Source organism: Planctomycetota bacterium, assembly GCA_016207825.1.
Lineage (GTDB): Bacteria > Planctomycetota > MHYJ01 > JACQXL01 > JACQZI01 > JACQZI01.
Window position 1 is genome coordinate 1 of sequence record JACQZI010000012.1, and the last position, 16,247, is coordinate 16,247.

Consider the following 16,247-nt stretch of genomic DNA (forward strand, 5'->3'; position numbering starts at 1 on the left):
AAGCGGCTCTGGAACACCGGCTTGTCCAGGCGGGAGCGAACATAGTCAAGAACAACTATGACGCGGCCGTCATCGCCGAGCAGAATACCATCACCAACCGGATTGTCCAGGGATTCGTTGACCCATCACTGGGATTGGAGTACTTTACGACGGCCGGTATAACCCACGTGGATCTCATCCTTGATGCGTCAAAACGGCTCCGGCTGGATGTCCAGGTTAGCCAGGTGTAGGTCACTAGAAAAAGGCTAAGGTTAAGGGGCGTAGTTCCTGCCTCGCCGTCAGGCCTGTCTGCAGCAGGCAGGCGGGGCAAATGCGCCCCTTTTCTTTAGATGTATATTTATTGTTGACTTGGATGTAACCACTTGATATAATTGAAGTAATGGGATTTATCGCTTTCATTTTCAGCCTCATAAAACGTCTCGTGACCGGCACCCCCGGCACTGAGACCACCAATTCCTATGACGCCAATGGCAACACCACGACCAACGCCTATGACATAAGCGGACGATTGACGACAACGACAGACGCATTGAATAACGTGGTGAGCTATGGCTATAACGTGGAGGATCTCATGACCTCGCTGACTTATACCAAAGGCGGGACGAGTGTGCCGACCATTTACACCTATAACGACCAGCACCGCTTAGTGCGCACCGACCAGCCCGGATATGACATCACGAATCCCACCGGGGTAATCACCAATACCACGTATACCGGCTATGACGCCAATGGGAATGTCACCAGCAGAACAGACGGGGCGGGAGTGAATATCCAGTATGCCTTTGATAATATCAACCGGATGATTACCAAGACTTATCCCAACTTATCAACGGTATCAACTTCTTATGATGCGGTTTCCAACCTTATCAACATAAGTGATACCAATACCTCAACGGCAAACGAGTTCGACTCGCTAAATCGCTTGACAAAGGTGACGGACTACATGTATAATCCGGCTATGGCGATAGACTATAGCTATTATAACGATGGGGTGAGAAAGACGCTTTCCCAGAGCGGAAGCACCGTAACCTATACCTATGACAAGGCACGGCGCCTGAAAAGCATTGCGATTGCGGGCATGCCCGGCAATATCTCTGGATATGATTACAACGCCTTGGGGCAGCGCACCAAGGAAACACTCGTCAACGGCGCGACCGTGACGTATACTTATGACAGCACGACCAGATGGCTGACCTTAGTCTCAAACTCAACCTCAACCTCGGCCTTAATCTCTTCCTTTGTTTATACGCATGATAAAGTGGGGAATCGAGTGACCATGGCGGGGTATAATGGCGGCTCCAGCGGGGCATTTACCTATACCTATAATGCCAATTACCGGCTGATTACGGAAACCCTGGTGAGCGGCGGGATGACCTTGCAGACGGATTATTATTACGACGAACCCGGCAACCGGACGCGCATGTCCAAAAACAGCGGAGAGACGACCCTATACGCCTATAATAACGCGAACCAATGCATCTCGTGGACGAATCCAAGCGGTGTGTGTTTCACGGATAAATATAATGGAGCGGGAAGCCTGATTACCGAAACCAATACAGCAAGCGGGGTGATGCAGGAATGGGGTTTTGATTATGAGGGCCATCAGACGGTGTATTCAACAACAGGGACGAGCGCGGCTTACAAGATAGACGCCATGGGCAGGCGTATCAGTAAAACGGTTAACGGGACGACGGAATATTACTTCTACGATGGCGCGAACGTGTTCTACGATATATTCGGCCCGAACAGTTACCGGGTGTATATTACCGCCGGGCTGGTACCTGCAGGACGGCCTCGGCAGTGTCGTGAACCTGCTTGACTCTTCTCAATCTGTGGTGAATACTTATATCTACGGGACATTTGGCGACCTGATTGTGGATAGCGAGATAGTGCCTCAACGCTATAAGTTTACGGGGAGGGAATGGGATAGCGAGAGCGGGACACAGCATAGCCGGGAACGCCAGTATCGTCCAACTTGGGGACGATTTACCCGGAGAGACCCGATTGGGTATGAAGCCGGAATCAACCTGTATACGTATTGCGATAATAATCCGGGGAATTATGTAGACCCGTGGGGGTTGTGGCAACTTAAATTAGCTAACAACAATTTTGACATACTGGCTATAGCTGAACACGGGGATAGATTAAGTGAACTATTTAAAAGAATAGGCGGCGATTTTAATAATGTACTAACCCTTATTTATAAAGGGAAAGAATTTGGTTCTTCATCACCAGCCGACTTAATTAAAGACCCATTTTTGTATACAGGTGACACTTTTCAGCTCTACGGCTCCATTATACCGGGAATCCAAAAATATAAAGCTGCTAAATTTAACAAGTATGATCGCCTGATACAGTTTTGGTGTTTATATTGGAGATATGACAGAGATAAAGAGATAGATCCCAGTCTCATTAAAGCAATGGCATTTGTTGAATCAACTTTAGGGAATAATCCAGCAGCAGGGAATGATATTCTTCAGGTAATTAGAGGAGGTGCTCTTGAAAATCTTGCCGGCAGAGCTGATAAGAAAGGATATGAATGGCATGATGATGGAACGGAAACTACACTTAATTATGATATCCCGAAAGGATTAACAGAGGGCACCATAAATGTAGAAGACTCTATAAAATGGGGAATTAGGTGGTTATTCTATAAAGCACATCTGAATATTCTTAAAGATGGAAAAAAGACTTCAGATTGGAAATCATGGTCTGAAGCAATTCAACTATACAATGGGACAGGGGCAGATGCGGAAGCTTATAGAAATAAAGTAATAACCATCTTCAGCACTGGCGAAACTGTTGATGGCTATAAATTATTCGATATCGAGTGATGAGGAGAAATAGAGATATGAAAATAAACTTAAAACAAACATTGATTTATATTGGTGCTTTTATTGTTTGCATGGTTTTAGCTAATTGTAATACTCTCAATAGCGCTGGCCGAAAAGAAAATCAGAACAATAAAATTCATGTCGAAGAAATAATAAAAATACTTAAAGATGGCACGAAAAAAGAAAAGGAGGATTTAGATAAATACTATAGTGCTTATTATCCTGAGCATTATAAGGATTTAATCAAAGCTGTTTTAGATAATGTAAAAAACGATGCGCAATTAATGAAAACATACCTTTCTGGGTTAGAGCCTCTTATTAAGTATTGGTTATACGCAAGCCTGACTGACGGTTTTACCAAAGATATAATTTTCCCGTATGGGGATTGGCTGAATTTTGAGTGGATTGGCTGTTTGGTTGTTCATAAAGAAGGGGATGACTTTACGTTAAGCGAACTAAAAATACCGTCTGCACAATACTTAAAATATATTAGAACATTAGATGTTGATATGGATGGAAAAGATGAGATAATTCTTTATGCTCAAGCCCATAGGAGCTCAACCTTATTCATTTATAAATGGGAAAATGGAGCTTTTAAAGAATTCTTTAAGGTCGGCATCGGCGAAAGCGGATTATATGAGTTTTTCTGCCAGGATGATAAAAAAGTTTATTCTATTAGATGTAACATTGAATATGATACTTATAAGGAAAGAGAAGCTATATTTGAATTGAAAAATGGTGAATATATTCAGACCAAATGACAAGGCGCGCCGCTTGACCAACTTCACCTATAACAGCGCCTCGGCCGCCTCATATACTTATAATGCTTTGGGTTTAAGTGTATTTGTTAAGACATAGCTTGGCCACCTAAAATCTGCTTATTACGCTTTCATTTCTGGTAATTCTTGTCTTAAATGATAGAAATTGGTTATTGGAGAGTGGGAGGTAGTCTGTTTAAACCTTAAATAACCGGGTTTATTTGCCTTTCGGATAAACTGCTCCCGCCTATAGTAAAATATGGCTATTTCAAGCTCTTCGCTCTAAGCTACTTGCTTAATTCTGTAAGCATTTAACAATCCATCGGCAAATTGAATCCGTTCCACCGTTCCTTTAATTGCCTTGTCATTCTTATCCGGTTTATCTCTTGGTTTATGGGAATACCTATCATTCGGCACCCGTCCATCCAATGCCTCGTGCGTCCGGTATTCGTTGTAATAAGCCAGATAGTCTTTCAACAGCCTATCTACCTTTGCCTTGGAGAAGAATAAATATAGATTTAAGAGCTCATACTTGAGCGAGCGGAAGAACCTTTCTACCTTGCTATTCCCATTCGCTCTTCTGATACAGGCATAACGATGAGTAATCCCCACGCCTCTTAAGTATCGGATAAAATCACCTGCGGTGAATTGAGTCCCTTTATCAGTAATCAGGTGTTTCGGAGTGCCGTATTTCAATGCCGTTTCCTTTATCTTATCTATCGTCCATTCCGCCGTAGGATGGAATGTAGTGGCAATAACCATCGCCTTTCTGGAGAAGTGGTCTATCACTGCCAGGATATATAACGGTTTAAACCAGATATAAACCGTGGTAAAATCAATGCTCCAGATGTGGTTCGGATACTTGCCGATTATTTCCCTCATTTTTATCTTTTCTTCTTGGCTCTCCGGCCTGCGATAATCCGGTTTGGGTGAATTCAGGATATTACGCACCGTAGACGGCGAGACATATACTCCGAGTTTCCATATTGCAAAAGCTATTTTCCAGCGTCCCCAGTGTGGATTATCCCCGTGCATCTCCCAGATAAGCGCGGTGATACATAGCGGCGTGCGATAAGGCGAGATATACGAGATGCGCCTGCGCGATGCCAGATTGGAAATGCCTTTCTGCAATTGCCTGAGGTAATTAATGACAGAGGTTTTGGAAATGGGTAGATATTCCTTGATTTTACTCAATGAGATATTAAACCTGAGTTTAAAATAGATTATTTGCAGTTTCTTACAGAGGCAGAGGCGTTTGGCCTTGGCTTTATTCAGTTCCTGCCTCATCAGGGTGTTGGCGTATTTAAGCCGCCGCACTTCCTGCTTCAAATAATGGAGTTCTGACAGATAAGGCGAGGGGGTAAAGAATACAGTTTTGGCAGATTCAATTAGCCTGAAGGTTTTTCCGATAAGCTGGCTGAAATAATAAAAAATCCAGCCGGCCCAATAATCCACGAGATAAGTCAGGATAATCAATAACCTTTTTAACATAAAAAACTCCTTATTAAAACAGTATTTTACCACACGGATTTACCGGCCCCAAATAATTTCCTGCCAACCAGCCCGATAAAGGCTATGAATCGCGCTTCCTTCGTACACCTATGGATGCCGCAGGTTTATATAGCCCTCTCCAGCCATGAATACCGCCATCTTGCCCGGCAAGATAACGCCTCGCCGTCCATTTATACCGTATCCGCCCGCTATGATGGGTATATTTGCAGGGCAAAAAGGGTGTGCAAGAGGCCGATAAATACGCATCTTGTATCCTCAATACACACGGTTCATATCCGGCAATAACAGCTTTTGTACCCCATAATTAACCGGATTATGCCCGGCGATCAGCCCCATTACAGAAGGCAAGATAACGCCTCGCTCCTTAAGAACACATGCCTTTTGGCCGGCAATAAAACCCCTTGTTTCCGGCAGGGGGAGGGGAGGTACCCCCGCCCTAACCCCCTTATTTTGGTCGACCATACCCATTATGCCCTAAGAAATCTTGTTTTTCTGCTCATTTTTTCATTTTTCTTAAAACTTTTCTATAGTTCAGTTGTAGTATATATGGAAGGAGTATTAGAGTTTAAAAGTTTAATTGTTCAATAGCTCAAAAGAAGGGAAAGCCGCTGGAACTACCACCCCGACGTGACGTCGGGACGGGGGACGCCCGATTAATATTACATAGAATGGACGGAGGTGAGCCGTAATGACATACGCACCGCTTTTATGACTCCAAGCACGATTATGATGGGGATGACGGATACTCCTATCAGGATGAACAGGATAACCTGTGCTTCCACGGGAAGCCTGCACACCAAAAACAGCCCTTCACTGTCAGGGAAATAACATATCTAGTTGCCCGGATAATCATCCATCTGCCCGAGGATTTATCTGTAATCCATTGCTTATATTATAATAATTTCGGATGGCGCAAGACCTGCCGGGAATGCGATATTTCCAAATGCCGGCTGGCTAATATCCTTAAAACTATCCGGCATGATTATTCATGGCTTGTCCATGTTACAGACGAAGGGCACACCTCTTTTACCACCAGGGAAATCATCGCCCTTATTACCCGTATAACACTCCGCTTAAAAGCCAAAGACAGGGATATCATCATCGCTTTTTACCATAATAAAGGCGAAATAGATGAAACCGCATCCCAGATGGATTGTTCACGCTCCAAGGTTTATTATGTGCTTGCCCTAAAGGTAAAAAAGCCCTATCTTTCCGGCTTAAATTAACCCCTATTCTGTCCAAAAATCGCCACCGGCTTTAAAATATCTAAATCTCTATCTTATTGTTTTTTAAAGGGTTGGGAATTAGGCGCACCCTTTTTTTGTCCAAAACTTAAGACAAACTCCTATATAGTGGAGGGACTGGGAGAAGTGGTGCCCGCCAAAGGCGGGTCAGCCTATGGCGGAAGTAGTGCCGCCCGAAAGGGCGAGCCTCGCCTCTGGCGGGAGTAGCGAGCAGTCAGCACCCTCCGAAAGAGAGGTGAGTTATGTTGAGCCACAGATTGCACAGATTAATGGTTATACTGGTTTTGGGGATAGGGGGAATTTGGTTTACGGCGTGGATGACCAAGCCGCCGGAACTGCCGCCTGACCTGTCTGCCAGCCAGGCAGGTGTGATCATCATTCGGCCCTTAGAAACGGGTAACAACCCTTATCAACGGGAATATGACGAGATGCTTTACCCGACAGTAAGAATCACAACTGCCAATGGAATAGGGTCTGGCGTTGTGATTCAGAGTTCAATAGTTTCCCTAGATCCTGAAGGTCTCGGGACCTCAGGGCAAAAGCTTAATAGTTCAAAAGAAACTCGTGAACAGTTGAACAATTCAACGGTTGAACTATTTGTATTAACTGCTGCGCATGTGGTTGGAAAATATGCAGAAGTAAGCATTACGTTCTATGATTATAGCAATACTACCTTTACCACGATTACTGCTTCCGTTGTATTAACAGACACAAACAAAGACCTGGCATTGCTTAGTCTGAAAGCTGACAACTATAATCTAAAAACTGCTGCATTAGCAGATAGGGACTATAGGTATTATCTGTTTGCCCCGGTCTATGTAGTCGGGTGTTCGTTAGGCTTAAATCCCAGACCGTCTTCAGGAATAATCTCAGCTATCAACTTTGATTCAGTAGAAATCACCGCTCCTGTTCTACCGGGAAACTCCGGGGGGCCGGTCTACACGGCAGATACTCATGAACTGATTGGAATTGCGGTATGGGTTCGGCTATGCGGTAATCAGCTTGTTACTACGATGGCGGGAATAGTTCCTATACAAACAATATATGAGTTTTTAGATTCAGCCACCAAGACACCAAGTCACTAAGCCTTTGTGTTCTTTGCCCCGCTCCGCTGTGCGTAGCGGGATACCCAATTGATAGGGAGTCCCGTACCGAAGGAACGGGATGCCTTTGTGGTGAAAGCGAAAGGGGGTGAGAGTTATGAAAAGACCGGACGAGTTGAACACCTACGAATACCTGTCCATCCATTTAATGGGAAAGCGGAGGCTCTATGAAAAGAGTTTTGCCCTGGTAAAAGAGCACACAAAAGCGCTTTCCAAATTTCGGAGCCTTACCGCTCTCATGGTTTTCTTCCGGCAGTCACGTCCGGAGGAGACCTTGCCGGTTAAAGAGGCGTTATTCAGGTTGGATAAAGAAAAACCGTCCTTGCGTCCTCAAATCGTGGAGGTGCTGATGCTGGTCATGTGGGATGAACTGGAAAGAGAATATGGCACGCACGACGGCTTCCGGAATAGCTACTGGGATTTGATTCAGGAGTTGGAAAGCCGCAGATAATGATATTTTTGCTCTTTAATCATTAATACTTGAATTATAGAAAGGGGGTGAGAAAGATGAGACAGACATATTTGAAAATGGCGATAGACGAAACCCAAACCGCCGACCCGGAGATAGGCGCTTTTTGGAACAGCGGGCTCGATGCCAAGGCAGGCAGGATGGATGAGCGCATGCTCGACCGCATTCCTACCGAAGAGGCATTCCTTGATACTATCGCGCAAAGGGCGGAACAGGAATACCAATCCTATCCCAATCCGGGCTACGTTTCCAAAAAAGGGCTGCCGGCTTCGGCAATTACCGCCAAGTTTGCGGCTAATATCAAGCGGGCTTACGAGAAGTTCAAGGCGAACTGGCAAGCCATGTTTGAAAACGGGGCCGTTAAGTTCAAGGAACGGGTGGCAGGCGCGGTTCAACGTTACCTCAAAGGCATTGCCCAGAGGACGTTGCCTTTGACCGGATTCAAAAAGCTGGGTTTGGGACCGGCGGCGGTGGCGGGATTCTGGATTACGGGTGAGAACAAAATCATCCGCGAACTGCGTTCCGGCGATACTTCCGAAGGCGGCCCTTACCGCATCTGCCCTGTCGGGGTGGAAAGCGATTTGCGCGCCGCACTGGGCCAGAGGCTGATTAAAGCCGGCGGGGCCGTTTTAAGGTCAAGCCTGGACGACAGCACGATTTCTGCCGTCAACACGGAGATTAACCAGTTAGTCCAGCGGTATGTTGACCCGGCACTCGGTTTGGAAAGCTTTGTTACGGGCGGGGCATCCCATGTGGATTTCGTCAAGGCCAACAAGCAGTTGTATCTGGAAATCCAGGTGAGCCGGGTGTAGACCTGTAGCGCGTAGTGAGGAATGGGCAGCGATGGGGGCGTCCTCCGGCTTTGTTCGGGACAAGTTCCTAATATAAGTTGGGGCGCTCCCTTCCGCTTCGCTCAGCGAATGGAGTTGTTTCATTTCTTTTTCAGCTTGACAATTGCCGATTCTCTTTGTATAAATATATTTATGCCGAAACGAGAACCCTTATCCGACCAGCCCGGATCCCGAAAGCATCGGGGTACGGGGTCACACGGTCTGGCGGGTTATCTGGAGCAAATCAAATCCGCCATACTGAAAAAAGACTGGGTTGAAGCAAAACGCCACGGCGAAATTGCCGTGAAAAAACTTCCTCGCTTGTCTTATACACCCCAGGAAGAACACTCTTTATATTGCCGTATAGGAATGGTCTATTTCCAATTAACGGAATTATCCGGCTCCCTGGATAATTTTTATAAAGCGTATGCCGTGGCCTTGAAGAATAAGATGCACTCTGCATATATAGCCTATGCGGTCCAGCAGATAGGGTTTTGCCTTTCGGCTATCCGGAATATGAATCAAGCCCTGAAACGTTTTGACGAAGTGGAGCAATATTATAAAAAATACGGCAATGATTTTCATCCGATGGGCGAATTCCAGCACCTTTATAACCTGGTCGGACTGGGATACTGCTATCTCTACCATAAGAATTACGAAAAAGTAAAGGAGCTGGTTGAAGATTATCTCCCCTTAAGCAGGATGGTTGCTTCAGAAGAAATGTTGTCTGCAGAATACCAGCACCTCAAAGGAGAGTATTTTATCCAGACTAGAGATTATATTAAAGGGCGTGAGGCGTTTCAGGAAGCCATTAAATCTGCCGGGGATATGGAATTATCTAAGTGGGTATTGGAATCACAAATCCACATTGCCCAGATTGATGCTTTGGAAAACAAGTTAAGTAACGCTATTTGGCTTTTGAATAATATCCTTAAAAATGCCCGCAGGCTGAAACTTAATGACCTTATTTGCGAAGCCAGCCTTTTCTTAAGCAGATGTTATTCCCTTAGTAAGATGCCTGAAAAAGCTGAAGAGATAGAAAAACGAATCAGGCCTTCCTTAAATAAATTGAACACAATTTGGTTTTATGAAAAGACGCGTGAATTCGAGTCTTTTTTCCGCCAACTGGAGTCATCTAAAACCACGGGTGAATATGCGTGCCAGCCGCTTGTTGATATCCTTACCCATCGTTACGAGGCTTCGCCGAACAAACAAATCATTATCGGCACGTCTACCGCAATGCAGGAAGTTTATAACCTGATAGAAAAGACTGCGCCTACCGATTTACCCGTTTTAATCCAGGGGGAAACGGGAACCGGAAAGGAGCTTATCGCTAATGCCATCCATTCACATAGTCATCGCACAAACAAAACCTACTTACCATTTAATTGCGGAGTGCTTCCGGAGACACTTATAGAAACAACCCTTTTTGGCCATACCAAAGGCGCTTTCACAGACGCCAAAGAAGATAAAAAAGGTTATATTGAACTCGCCTCCGGCGGAACGCTCTTTATTGATGAGATTGCTAATATGTCTCCGTCCATGCAACAAAAACTCCTGCGTGTCATGGAAGAAAAACTCGTTTGGCGTCTCGGCGCCCAGAAACCTATCCCGGTTAACACCCGTTTTATCTTTGCCAGTAACCAGCCTATCGAGCAGCTGGTCGGGAGTAAACTCTTTCGTGAAGACCTTTTTTACCGGATTAACACTATCGTAATAAATCTTCCTCCTTTACGTGAACGCAAAGGCGATATTCCATTGTTAATCCGGCATTTCCTCCGGAAATATGCTCCGGTTTTAATCCACAACCGGAAACCTGTTTCCCACAGGGGGATTCCCGATCAATCCAGATTCTATCGGGAAACAAAGTGGGGCGGGGTAATCAACGACCTGCCTGAAATTTCTTCTTCGGCTCTGCAATTCCTCACCGCCTATTCCTGGCCCGGCAATATCCGGGAACTGGAAAACGAAATAAAACGCATCTGTGTTTTATACCCTGAAACTAAAACTATTACGGAAACAATGCTTTTAGAAACTATCCAGAATTATTCCCGGAAGGCTTTGATGTTGGGAAGCGGTAAAACGAACCTTAAGGATTTGATGGGAAATTCTGAAAAGGACATTATCAAAGAGGCTCTCGCCAAATCGCAGGGCAATGTCACCAAAGCCGCCCGCTTGCTTGGCTGCAGCCGTGTCGGGTTGCATAAAAAAATCCGCCGGTTAAAAATCACCATCCCGGATGTTACTAGCCGGTAACGGCTGTAAACCGCAGTTTACACCACTTGTTAAGACCATTTACTTCGATTTAAGCTATTCTGTCCTAACGCCTTGATTTGATTAGGGTTGGCGTGTTTTATCGGTTCATCGTCTTTTCCCGCTGTTTGGCACGATATTTGCTATATATTTTAATGTATATCGAAAAATATGAATAACTATAAAACTGCCAAAGCCGGATTTGCCTGTCCTCCGCTTGCCACGGACGATATCGTTATGTTACGCGGCAAGCCGGCGGCTAAATGGTTTAAGCCTAAAAAAGATTTCGGCCCGGTTTCCGAAGAATGGATCTATATCTTGCCGCAAACTAATTCTAAGGAACATTATTTCTTTAAGAATGGGTGTTTGACGGGTTGGCGGCGAAACAAATATAAAGGCCCCGCTCCGTTTCGTTAGGAGGACCCCCCGATTAACAGGGGCCTTCGGCAGAATGGGGCCGCCACAAGGCAAAAGTCGGGGTGGCTGGAATAAAACGGCAATATAAAAAAGAGGCGTTTTATGAAAAGTGAAACAGGCAACCGGAAAATCAGGGATTTGGGGATTATCATAATCCTTTTCGGTCTATTTGTGGTGGGCCGTGCCTATTCCGAGATTTGGTCCGAGACTACCTTCTCTTCAGGCGCTTTTAACTCTACCATTCCATTTGACTCGAATAATAGTGTCATTATTCAATATAGCCTTGATAACGGTAACGGGGCAGATGGAACAGGCAATACAACAGGCAGCAATAATCTTAACACGGGTTCTATTTGCGGGCGCGGCACGGCTGACGCGGTTAATTTTTCTACGACCGGTGTAATAAATACCGGTAATGCAACTATTACTTTAAGCAGCGCACCGGCCGGATTGGCAATCGGCGATGAGATAGTTATTATTAACCTTAAGGGGACTTCGGCTGATAATACCAATGTGGGAAATTATGAAACCAAGCGGATTAGTAATATTGCCGCTAACACTCTTACATTAGATACGCCACTAACCAAAGACTACGGCGATTCTGCTATACAAAAGATAATGGTCCAGCGTGTGCCGAATTATACTAGCGTAACGGTCAGTCTTGGCCATACTCTTACCTGTAATGCTTTTGACGGAGCTAAAGGAGGTGTGTTATATCTTCGCGCGACCGGAACGATTACCGTCACCGGCACGATTGATGTTTCAGGAAAAGGGTATCGGGGCGGTTCAGGTGGATTTTCCGGAACTTCTGCCGGCGGGGGTGAGACTTATAATGGCAGCGGTGGCAATGGCGGCACGGCGGTGGGAGGCGGCATCAATATTGTTGCGCCAGGCACCCAGCTTCAGGGAGGCGGCGGTGGTGGCGGGACAGACGATGGCGCTTCTGCCGGAGGCGTAGCGGGCACACCCGGCGGCGGCGGCGGGGGTGGCGGAGGCAGCGATGGCAGTTCCTCCCCAACTGGTGGAGGCGGTGGTGGCGGCGGACATGCCACGGCTGGTTCAGCCGGGACAGGAGGGGCAGGCGGAGCAACAGGAACAAATCCTAATGGCGGTTTAGGAGGGAATGGTTCAGGGCAAGCTGGTGGCAATGGCGGCGGCGGCGGAATTTATGGAATCGCAAGCCTATCCAAAATGTATTTTGGAAGCGCCGGTGCCGCCTCAGGCGGAAGAAGAAATAATACGGCAGGCGCTGTCGGGGCAAATGGTGGAGGTGTTATTTATATAGCGGCAAATAATATTAATGTAACAGGAGGGATTTTTGCAAAGGGTAACAATGGAACTACTAATGCGGGCACTACCCAAAGCGGCAGCGGGGCGGGAGGTTCCATTAAACTGCTCGCCAGGACATTGACATTAGGGGTAAACCTGGTTGTTGCCACCGGCGGAACGACTTATGGGACGGGTGGTAACGGTTATATTCGAGTAGAATATGAAAGTGCTCCATCAGGGACAACCAATCCAGTTCATTCAGGTTCCTTTCTTAATATTTATTTACTGTCCGGTAATTATGTTTCTCCAATAATCAGCCCTGACGGGTTGGTTTCGTGGGGTGTTTTGACCTATACTAGAACAACGCCCGCCAATACGATTTTTACCGTGGATGTCTTGCACGGTTATAATGGAACTGTTTTATGTTCTAATGTTGCTTCCGGGACAGATCTGGCAAATATCCTTCCTAAATATACTCCTATTAAACTCCGGGCTAATTTTTCCACATCAGAGATAACCCAAACTCCGACTTTATCTGATTGGAATATAGGTTATATCGCCGGTGGGATTATAGTTGATACCTCCAACTGGACGGATTTGGTTAACGGTCAATCCGTGCAGATGGGGCAATCGATAGCTCATGTAAAGTTTGAGATGAAGACTATAGAGGGGACAGCCCGCTGGAAGAGGTTTAGGATAGATAAAGGAGTGAAGGCATATACTAATATAGCCTGCCCTGATAATAAGATAGAAGTGCAGGTCTGGTGCGATGCGAATAACAACGGTTTGTGGGATAGCGGGGATACTCTTATCAGTAAAGGAGTTTTTACCAACGGCACCTGTCGGCTTAATATGAACCGCTGGCAGGTAACGACCGCTCCCAAAACCTATTATATCGTATATAAATTATCCGGCGATATCGGCGGCGGGCAACGTGCCGGTGTTAAAATAGCGGATAGTAGTTATTTGGAATTTGAGGATGCTGTTTGCGTTGGAGTCCCTCCGTAAGAGTGCCGTAAATAATTTAATTTGAAGCGGCCCGTTATTATTGCCAAATTAAAGAAGGGGATTAGTATGACGAGTGTTAAATTGCCGTCCTTGGCCGTGGCGATTATTCTCTCAGGTATTGTCTTGATATTCACGTGCCGGGTTTTTGAAAGCGGCCATATCATGTTTTCTTATGCTGAGGAAAACAAAGAAGAGCCTGCCAAACCTGAGGGCGGTGACGATTCTGCCAAAAAGGTCTACGAAACAATGTCCGTCAAACGTAAAATAGACCTGACCACGGTCGCAAAATTGACCAAGGAAGATATTTTACTCGTGGATGCCAAAACACCCGAGGATAAAAATACATTTATCCGTGACCATTTGCAGGATGTCATGAATGCGCTTAAACTGCCCTATACCCTGACAAACCATGAGGAACTGGAAACACAAGACCTTTCCAAGGCAGCGGTCATGGTAGTAAACTGCACCGAAGTTACGCTAAGGCAAAAGGCGAGTGATAATGTCAAGAAATTTCTGGAGAGCGGCGGTTATATATTTACCACGGACTGGGCATTTGACTTTTTCCTGCAAAAAGTCTGCCCCGGTTACCTGAAAGCCGGAAACATTACCCAGGCGGAAGACCATACTGTGCAGATAAACGCATTTGAAAAGTCCGGAGAACATATCTTCCTGCGGACTGTTTTTCCTGAAGGGCAAACACAGTTGCCCTGGATGTTCAGGAAAGGGGCCCGTATGTTCAAGATTGAAAAGCCTAATGACGTAACCGTTTTGGTGGTCGGCCCGGAATCCCTGAAGAAGGAAGCCGGTTCCAATATTATCGCGGTAACCTGGTGCCTTGACCCCAATGCCAAAGGATATAACCCAAAATTCAGCGGTTACAAGGATGATTCGGGTGATTACCTGAGAGAGCGCCCTAAAAAAGGCGTGATTCTCCATGTGGCAAACCATTATAACCAGCGTATTGACGGTAATCCCGATGTGGATGCCAACTGTTCAATGTATCAACTATTGGTTAATTTCCTGATTGATGCCCGGTTAAGTAAACTCTGGCGCGAGCAAAGCAAATCCAAGAAAAAATAAAATAAGGAAGGGCGGGAGTGGAAATAGATGATACTAGCTATCTTGAATTTGAAAATGCAACATGTGTTGGCGTATCCTAATACCAAATCACATCCCGCCCTGCCCGACAGCCGGCGTGCTGTTTCTGGCGGAAAGAATATTTTTGTTGGCTAATAGAAATAGAAACTGTAAAATGATAGGAGTAATAACCATGAAAAAAGGCATTAAAATTTTAGGTTTGCTTATCATTGTAATAGCGTTTTTGAGCATTTTACTGGTACAGGCTGAATCAAATCCACCTTCGGAAAACCAAACACCGCTGCCAAAACTTATCGCGCAATATGTTGCCGCGGATAACGATGGTAACCGGATGGAATTATTGACAGAAATCAAAAAATCAGACGTGATAAAAAGCGATGAGGTAAAAAAATGGTATAAGATTATCTGGGATAACATAAATAAAAAGGCGAAATGCGGCAAATATCCGGAAACAATCCTGAATTCCAAACAATACCAGCTTAAATATTTTATAAACGGTAAACCCGCGGGAAAGGCTTCTTCCCTCATTATTTACCTCCACGGGGGCGGAAATGTATCCGGAATAAACGACCAAGGATGGGCGCAGGCAAAGGACCTCGTAAAACAATTGCGCATCCCAGCCGGACTTGTTCCGCGCGTCCTGGACGATAATTCGCCCGTAGGCTGGGCTGAAACAAGCGGAATCCTTTCCGTGATAGAAATGCTTAAGGAATTCAAACGCACTTACCCCGTAGATACCAACCAAGTCTACCTGGGCGGTTATTCCATGGGCGGATGGGGAACCCCGATTGTCGGCGCCATTAACGCGGATTATTTTGCAGGGCTTTTTGGCTTCGGTGGCGGAACAGACGGCAATAACGCTAAAGCCATCATGCACAGCCTTTACAATACCCCCATCAGCATTAATATCGGGCAGCAGGATACGGATTTTGACCGCTTGGAAACATCGCGAATGATGCGCGACGCGTTGAAAGAACTCCAGGCAGAAAAACCCAAGGGCTATGTTTTTGAATACAAGGAATACCCCGGGCAGGGGCATTTTGTTCCGGGCGCAAAAGAACACAGTGAAACAGGCAAATGGCTCCAGCAATTTAAGCGCAATCCTTACCCGTCCATCGTTGCCTGGACACCGCTGGATAAATTCAAAAAATACTTTTACTGGCTCAAAATCGATAAGCCGTTCCGCGGTGTGACGATAAACGCCGAAATAAAAGCGGATAACCGTATAGAGATAACCACGCAAAATGTAGGTGGGATAACCGTATTCCTGAACGAAAAGTTGGTTAACCTTTCCAAACCGGTTACCGTGGTCGTCAACGGGACGGAAAAATTCTCCGGGAAAGTCGAATACAGCCTGAGTGCGCTTCTGGAAACACTGACGGAAAAAGAAGATGCTAATATGTATTTTACGGCAAGGGTTGATATTGCCAACTGATTAATTATACTTGTTAA

Annotated in this window: 15 protein-coding genes; 14 read left to right on the forward strand and 1 reads right to left on the reverse strand. The window is 45.7% G+C overall.

Going from position 1 to position 16,247, the window contains the following annotated elements; genetic code table 11:
• The 4 genes from HY811_06300 to HY811_06315 form a co-directional block, all read left to right on the forward strand.
• Positions 1–230, forward strand: a 230-nt coding sequence (locus HY811_06300; GenBank protein ID MBI4834410.1) for a hypothetical protein, incomplete at its 5' end; no start/stop codon positions are given.
• A 149-nt stretch (positions 231–379) separates the two neighbouring features.
• The gene (locus HY811_06305; protein ID MBI4834411.1) at positions 380–1,819 is read left to right on the forward strand and encodes an RHS repeat protein; all 1,440 of its coding nucleotides are present in this window, start codon (positions 380–382) and stop codon (positions 1,817–1,819) included.
• A complete protein-coding gene (locus HY811_06310; GenBank protein ID MBI4834412.1) occupies positions 1,806–2,834 on the forward strand; it encodes an RHS repeat-associated core domain-containing protein in 1,029 nt (342 codons plus the stop codon). The genes HY811_06305 and HY811_06310 overlap by 14 nt, the downstream gene beginning before the upstream one ends.
• A 17-nt stretch (positions 2,835–2,851) precedes the next feature.
• On the forward strand, positions 2,852–3,595 hold the full coding sequence (locus tag HY811_06315) for a hypothetical protein (protein MBI4834413.1): 744 nt from the start codon (positions 2,852–2,854) through the stop codon (positions 3,593–3,595).
• Between the two features lie 279 nt (positions 3,596–3,874).
• Here the strand turns inward: HY811_06315 and HY811_06320 are convergent, their stop codons facing one another.
• On the reverse strand, positions 3,875–5,083 hold the full coding sequence (locus tag HY811_06320; GenBank protein MBI4834414.1) for a transposase family protein: 1,209 nt from the start codon (positions 5,081–5,083) through the stop codon (positions 3,875–3,877).
• Between the two features lie 699 nt (positions 5,084–5,782).
• Between HY811_06320 and HY811_06325 the strand changes: the two genes are divergently transcribed.
• The 10 genes from HY811_06325 to HY811_06370 all read left to right on the forward strand — a co-directional run bounded on the left by HY811_06325 (position 5,783) and on the right by HY811_06370 (position 16,230).
• Complete coding sequence (locus HY811_06325) at positions 5,783–5,932, forward strand: hypothetical protein (GenBank protein ID MBI4834415.1); 150 nt, start codon at positions 5,783–5,785, stop codon at positions 5,930–5,932.
• 570 nt (positions 5,933–6,502) lie between these two features.
• Positions 6,503–6,694, forward strand: coding sequence for a hypothetical protein (locus HY811_06330; GenBank protein ID MBI4834416.1), 192 nt, complete (start codon positions 6,503–6,505; stop codon positions 6,692–6,694).
• Positions 6,666–7,433: a trypsin-like peptidase domain-containing protein gene (locus HY811_06335; GenBank protein ID MBI4834417.1), complete on the forward strand. Its 768-nt coding sequence runs from the start codon at positions 6,666–6,668 to the stop codon at positions 7,431–7,433. The genes HY811_06330 and HY811_06335 overlap by 29 nt, the downstream gene beginning before the upstream one ends.
• A gap of 115 nt (positions 7,434–7,548) precedes the next feature.
• Positions 7,549–7,902 (forward strand): hypothetical protein, encoded by a 354-nt coding sequence (locus HY811_06340; GenBank protein MBI4834418.1) that lies wholly within the window; start codon positions 7,549–7,551, stop codon positions 7,900–7,902.
• 56 nt (positions 7,903–7,958) lie between these two features.
• Positions 7,959–8,732, forward strand: coding sequence for a hypothetical protein (locus tag HY811_06345; GenBank protein MBI4834419.1), 774 nt, complete (start codon positions 7,959–7,961; stop codon positions 8,730–8,732).
• A 171-nt stretch (positions 8,733–8,903) separates the two neighbouring features.
• Positions 8,904–11,006 (forward strand): sigma-54-dependent Fis family transcriptional regulator, encoded by a 2,103-nt coding sequence (locus HY811_06350; GenBank protein MBI4834420.1) that lies wholly within the window; start codon positions 8,904–8,906, stop codon positions 11,004–11,006.
• A gap of 168 nt (positions 11,007–11,174) precedes the next feature.
• The gene (locus HY811_06355; GenBank protein ID MBI4834421.1) at positions 11,175–11,420 is read left to right on the forward strand and encodes a hypothetical protein; all 246 of its coding nucleotides are present in this window, start codon (positions 11,175–11,177) and stop codon (positions 11,418–11,420) included.
• A 102-nt stretch (positions 11,421–11,522) separates the two neighbouring features.
• A complete protein-coding gene (locus tag HY811_06360; protein MBI4834422.1) occupies positions 11,523–13,697 on the forward strand; it encodes a hypothetical protein in 2,175 nt (724 codons plus the stop codon).
• A 66-nt stretch (positions 13,698–13,763) separates the two neighbouring features.
• The gene (locus HY811_06365; GenBank protein ID MBI4834423.1) at positions 13,764–14,777 is read left to right on the forward strand and encodes a hypothetical protein; all 1,014 of its coding nucleotides are present in this window, start codon (positions 13,764–13,766) and stop codon (positions 14,775–14,777) included.
• Between the two features lie 190 nt (positions 14,778–14,967).
• Entirely contained in the window at positions 14,968–16,230 is a 1,263-nt protein-coding gene (locus HY811_06370; protein MBI4834424.1) for a hypothetical protein, read from the forward strand.
• The last annotated feature ends 17 nt before the right edge of the window (positions 16,231–16,247 follow it).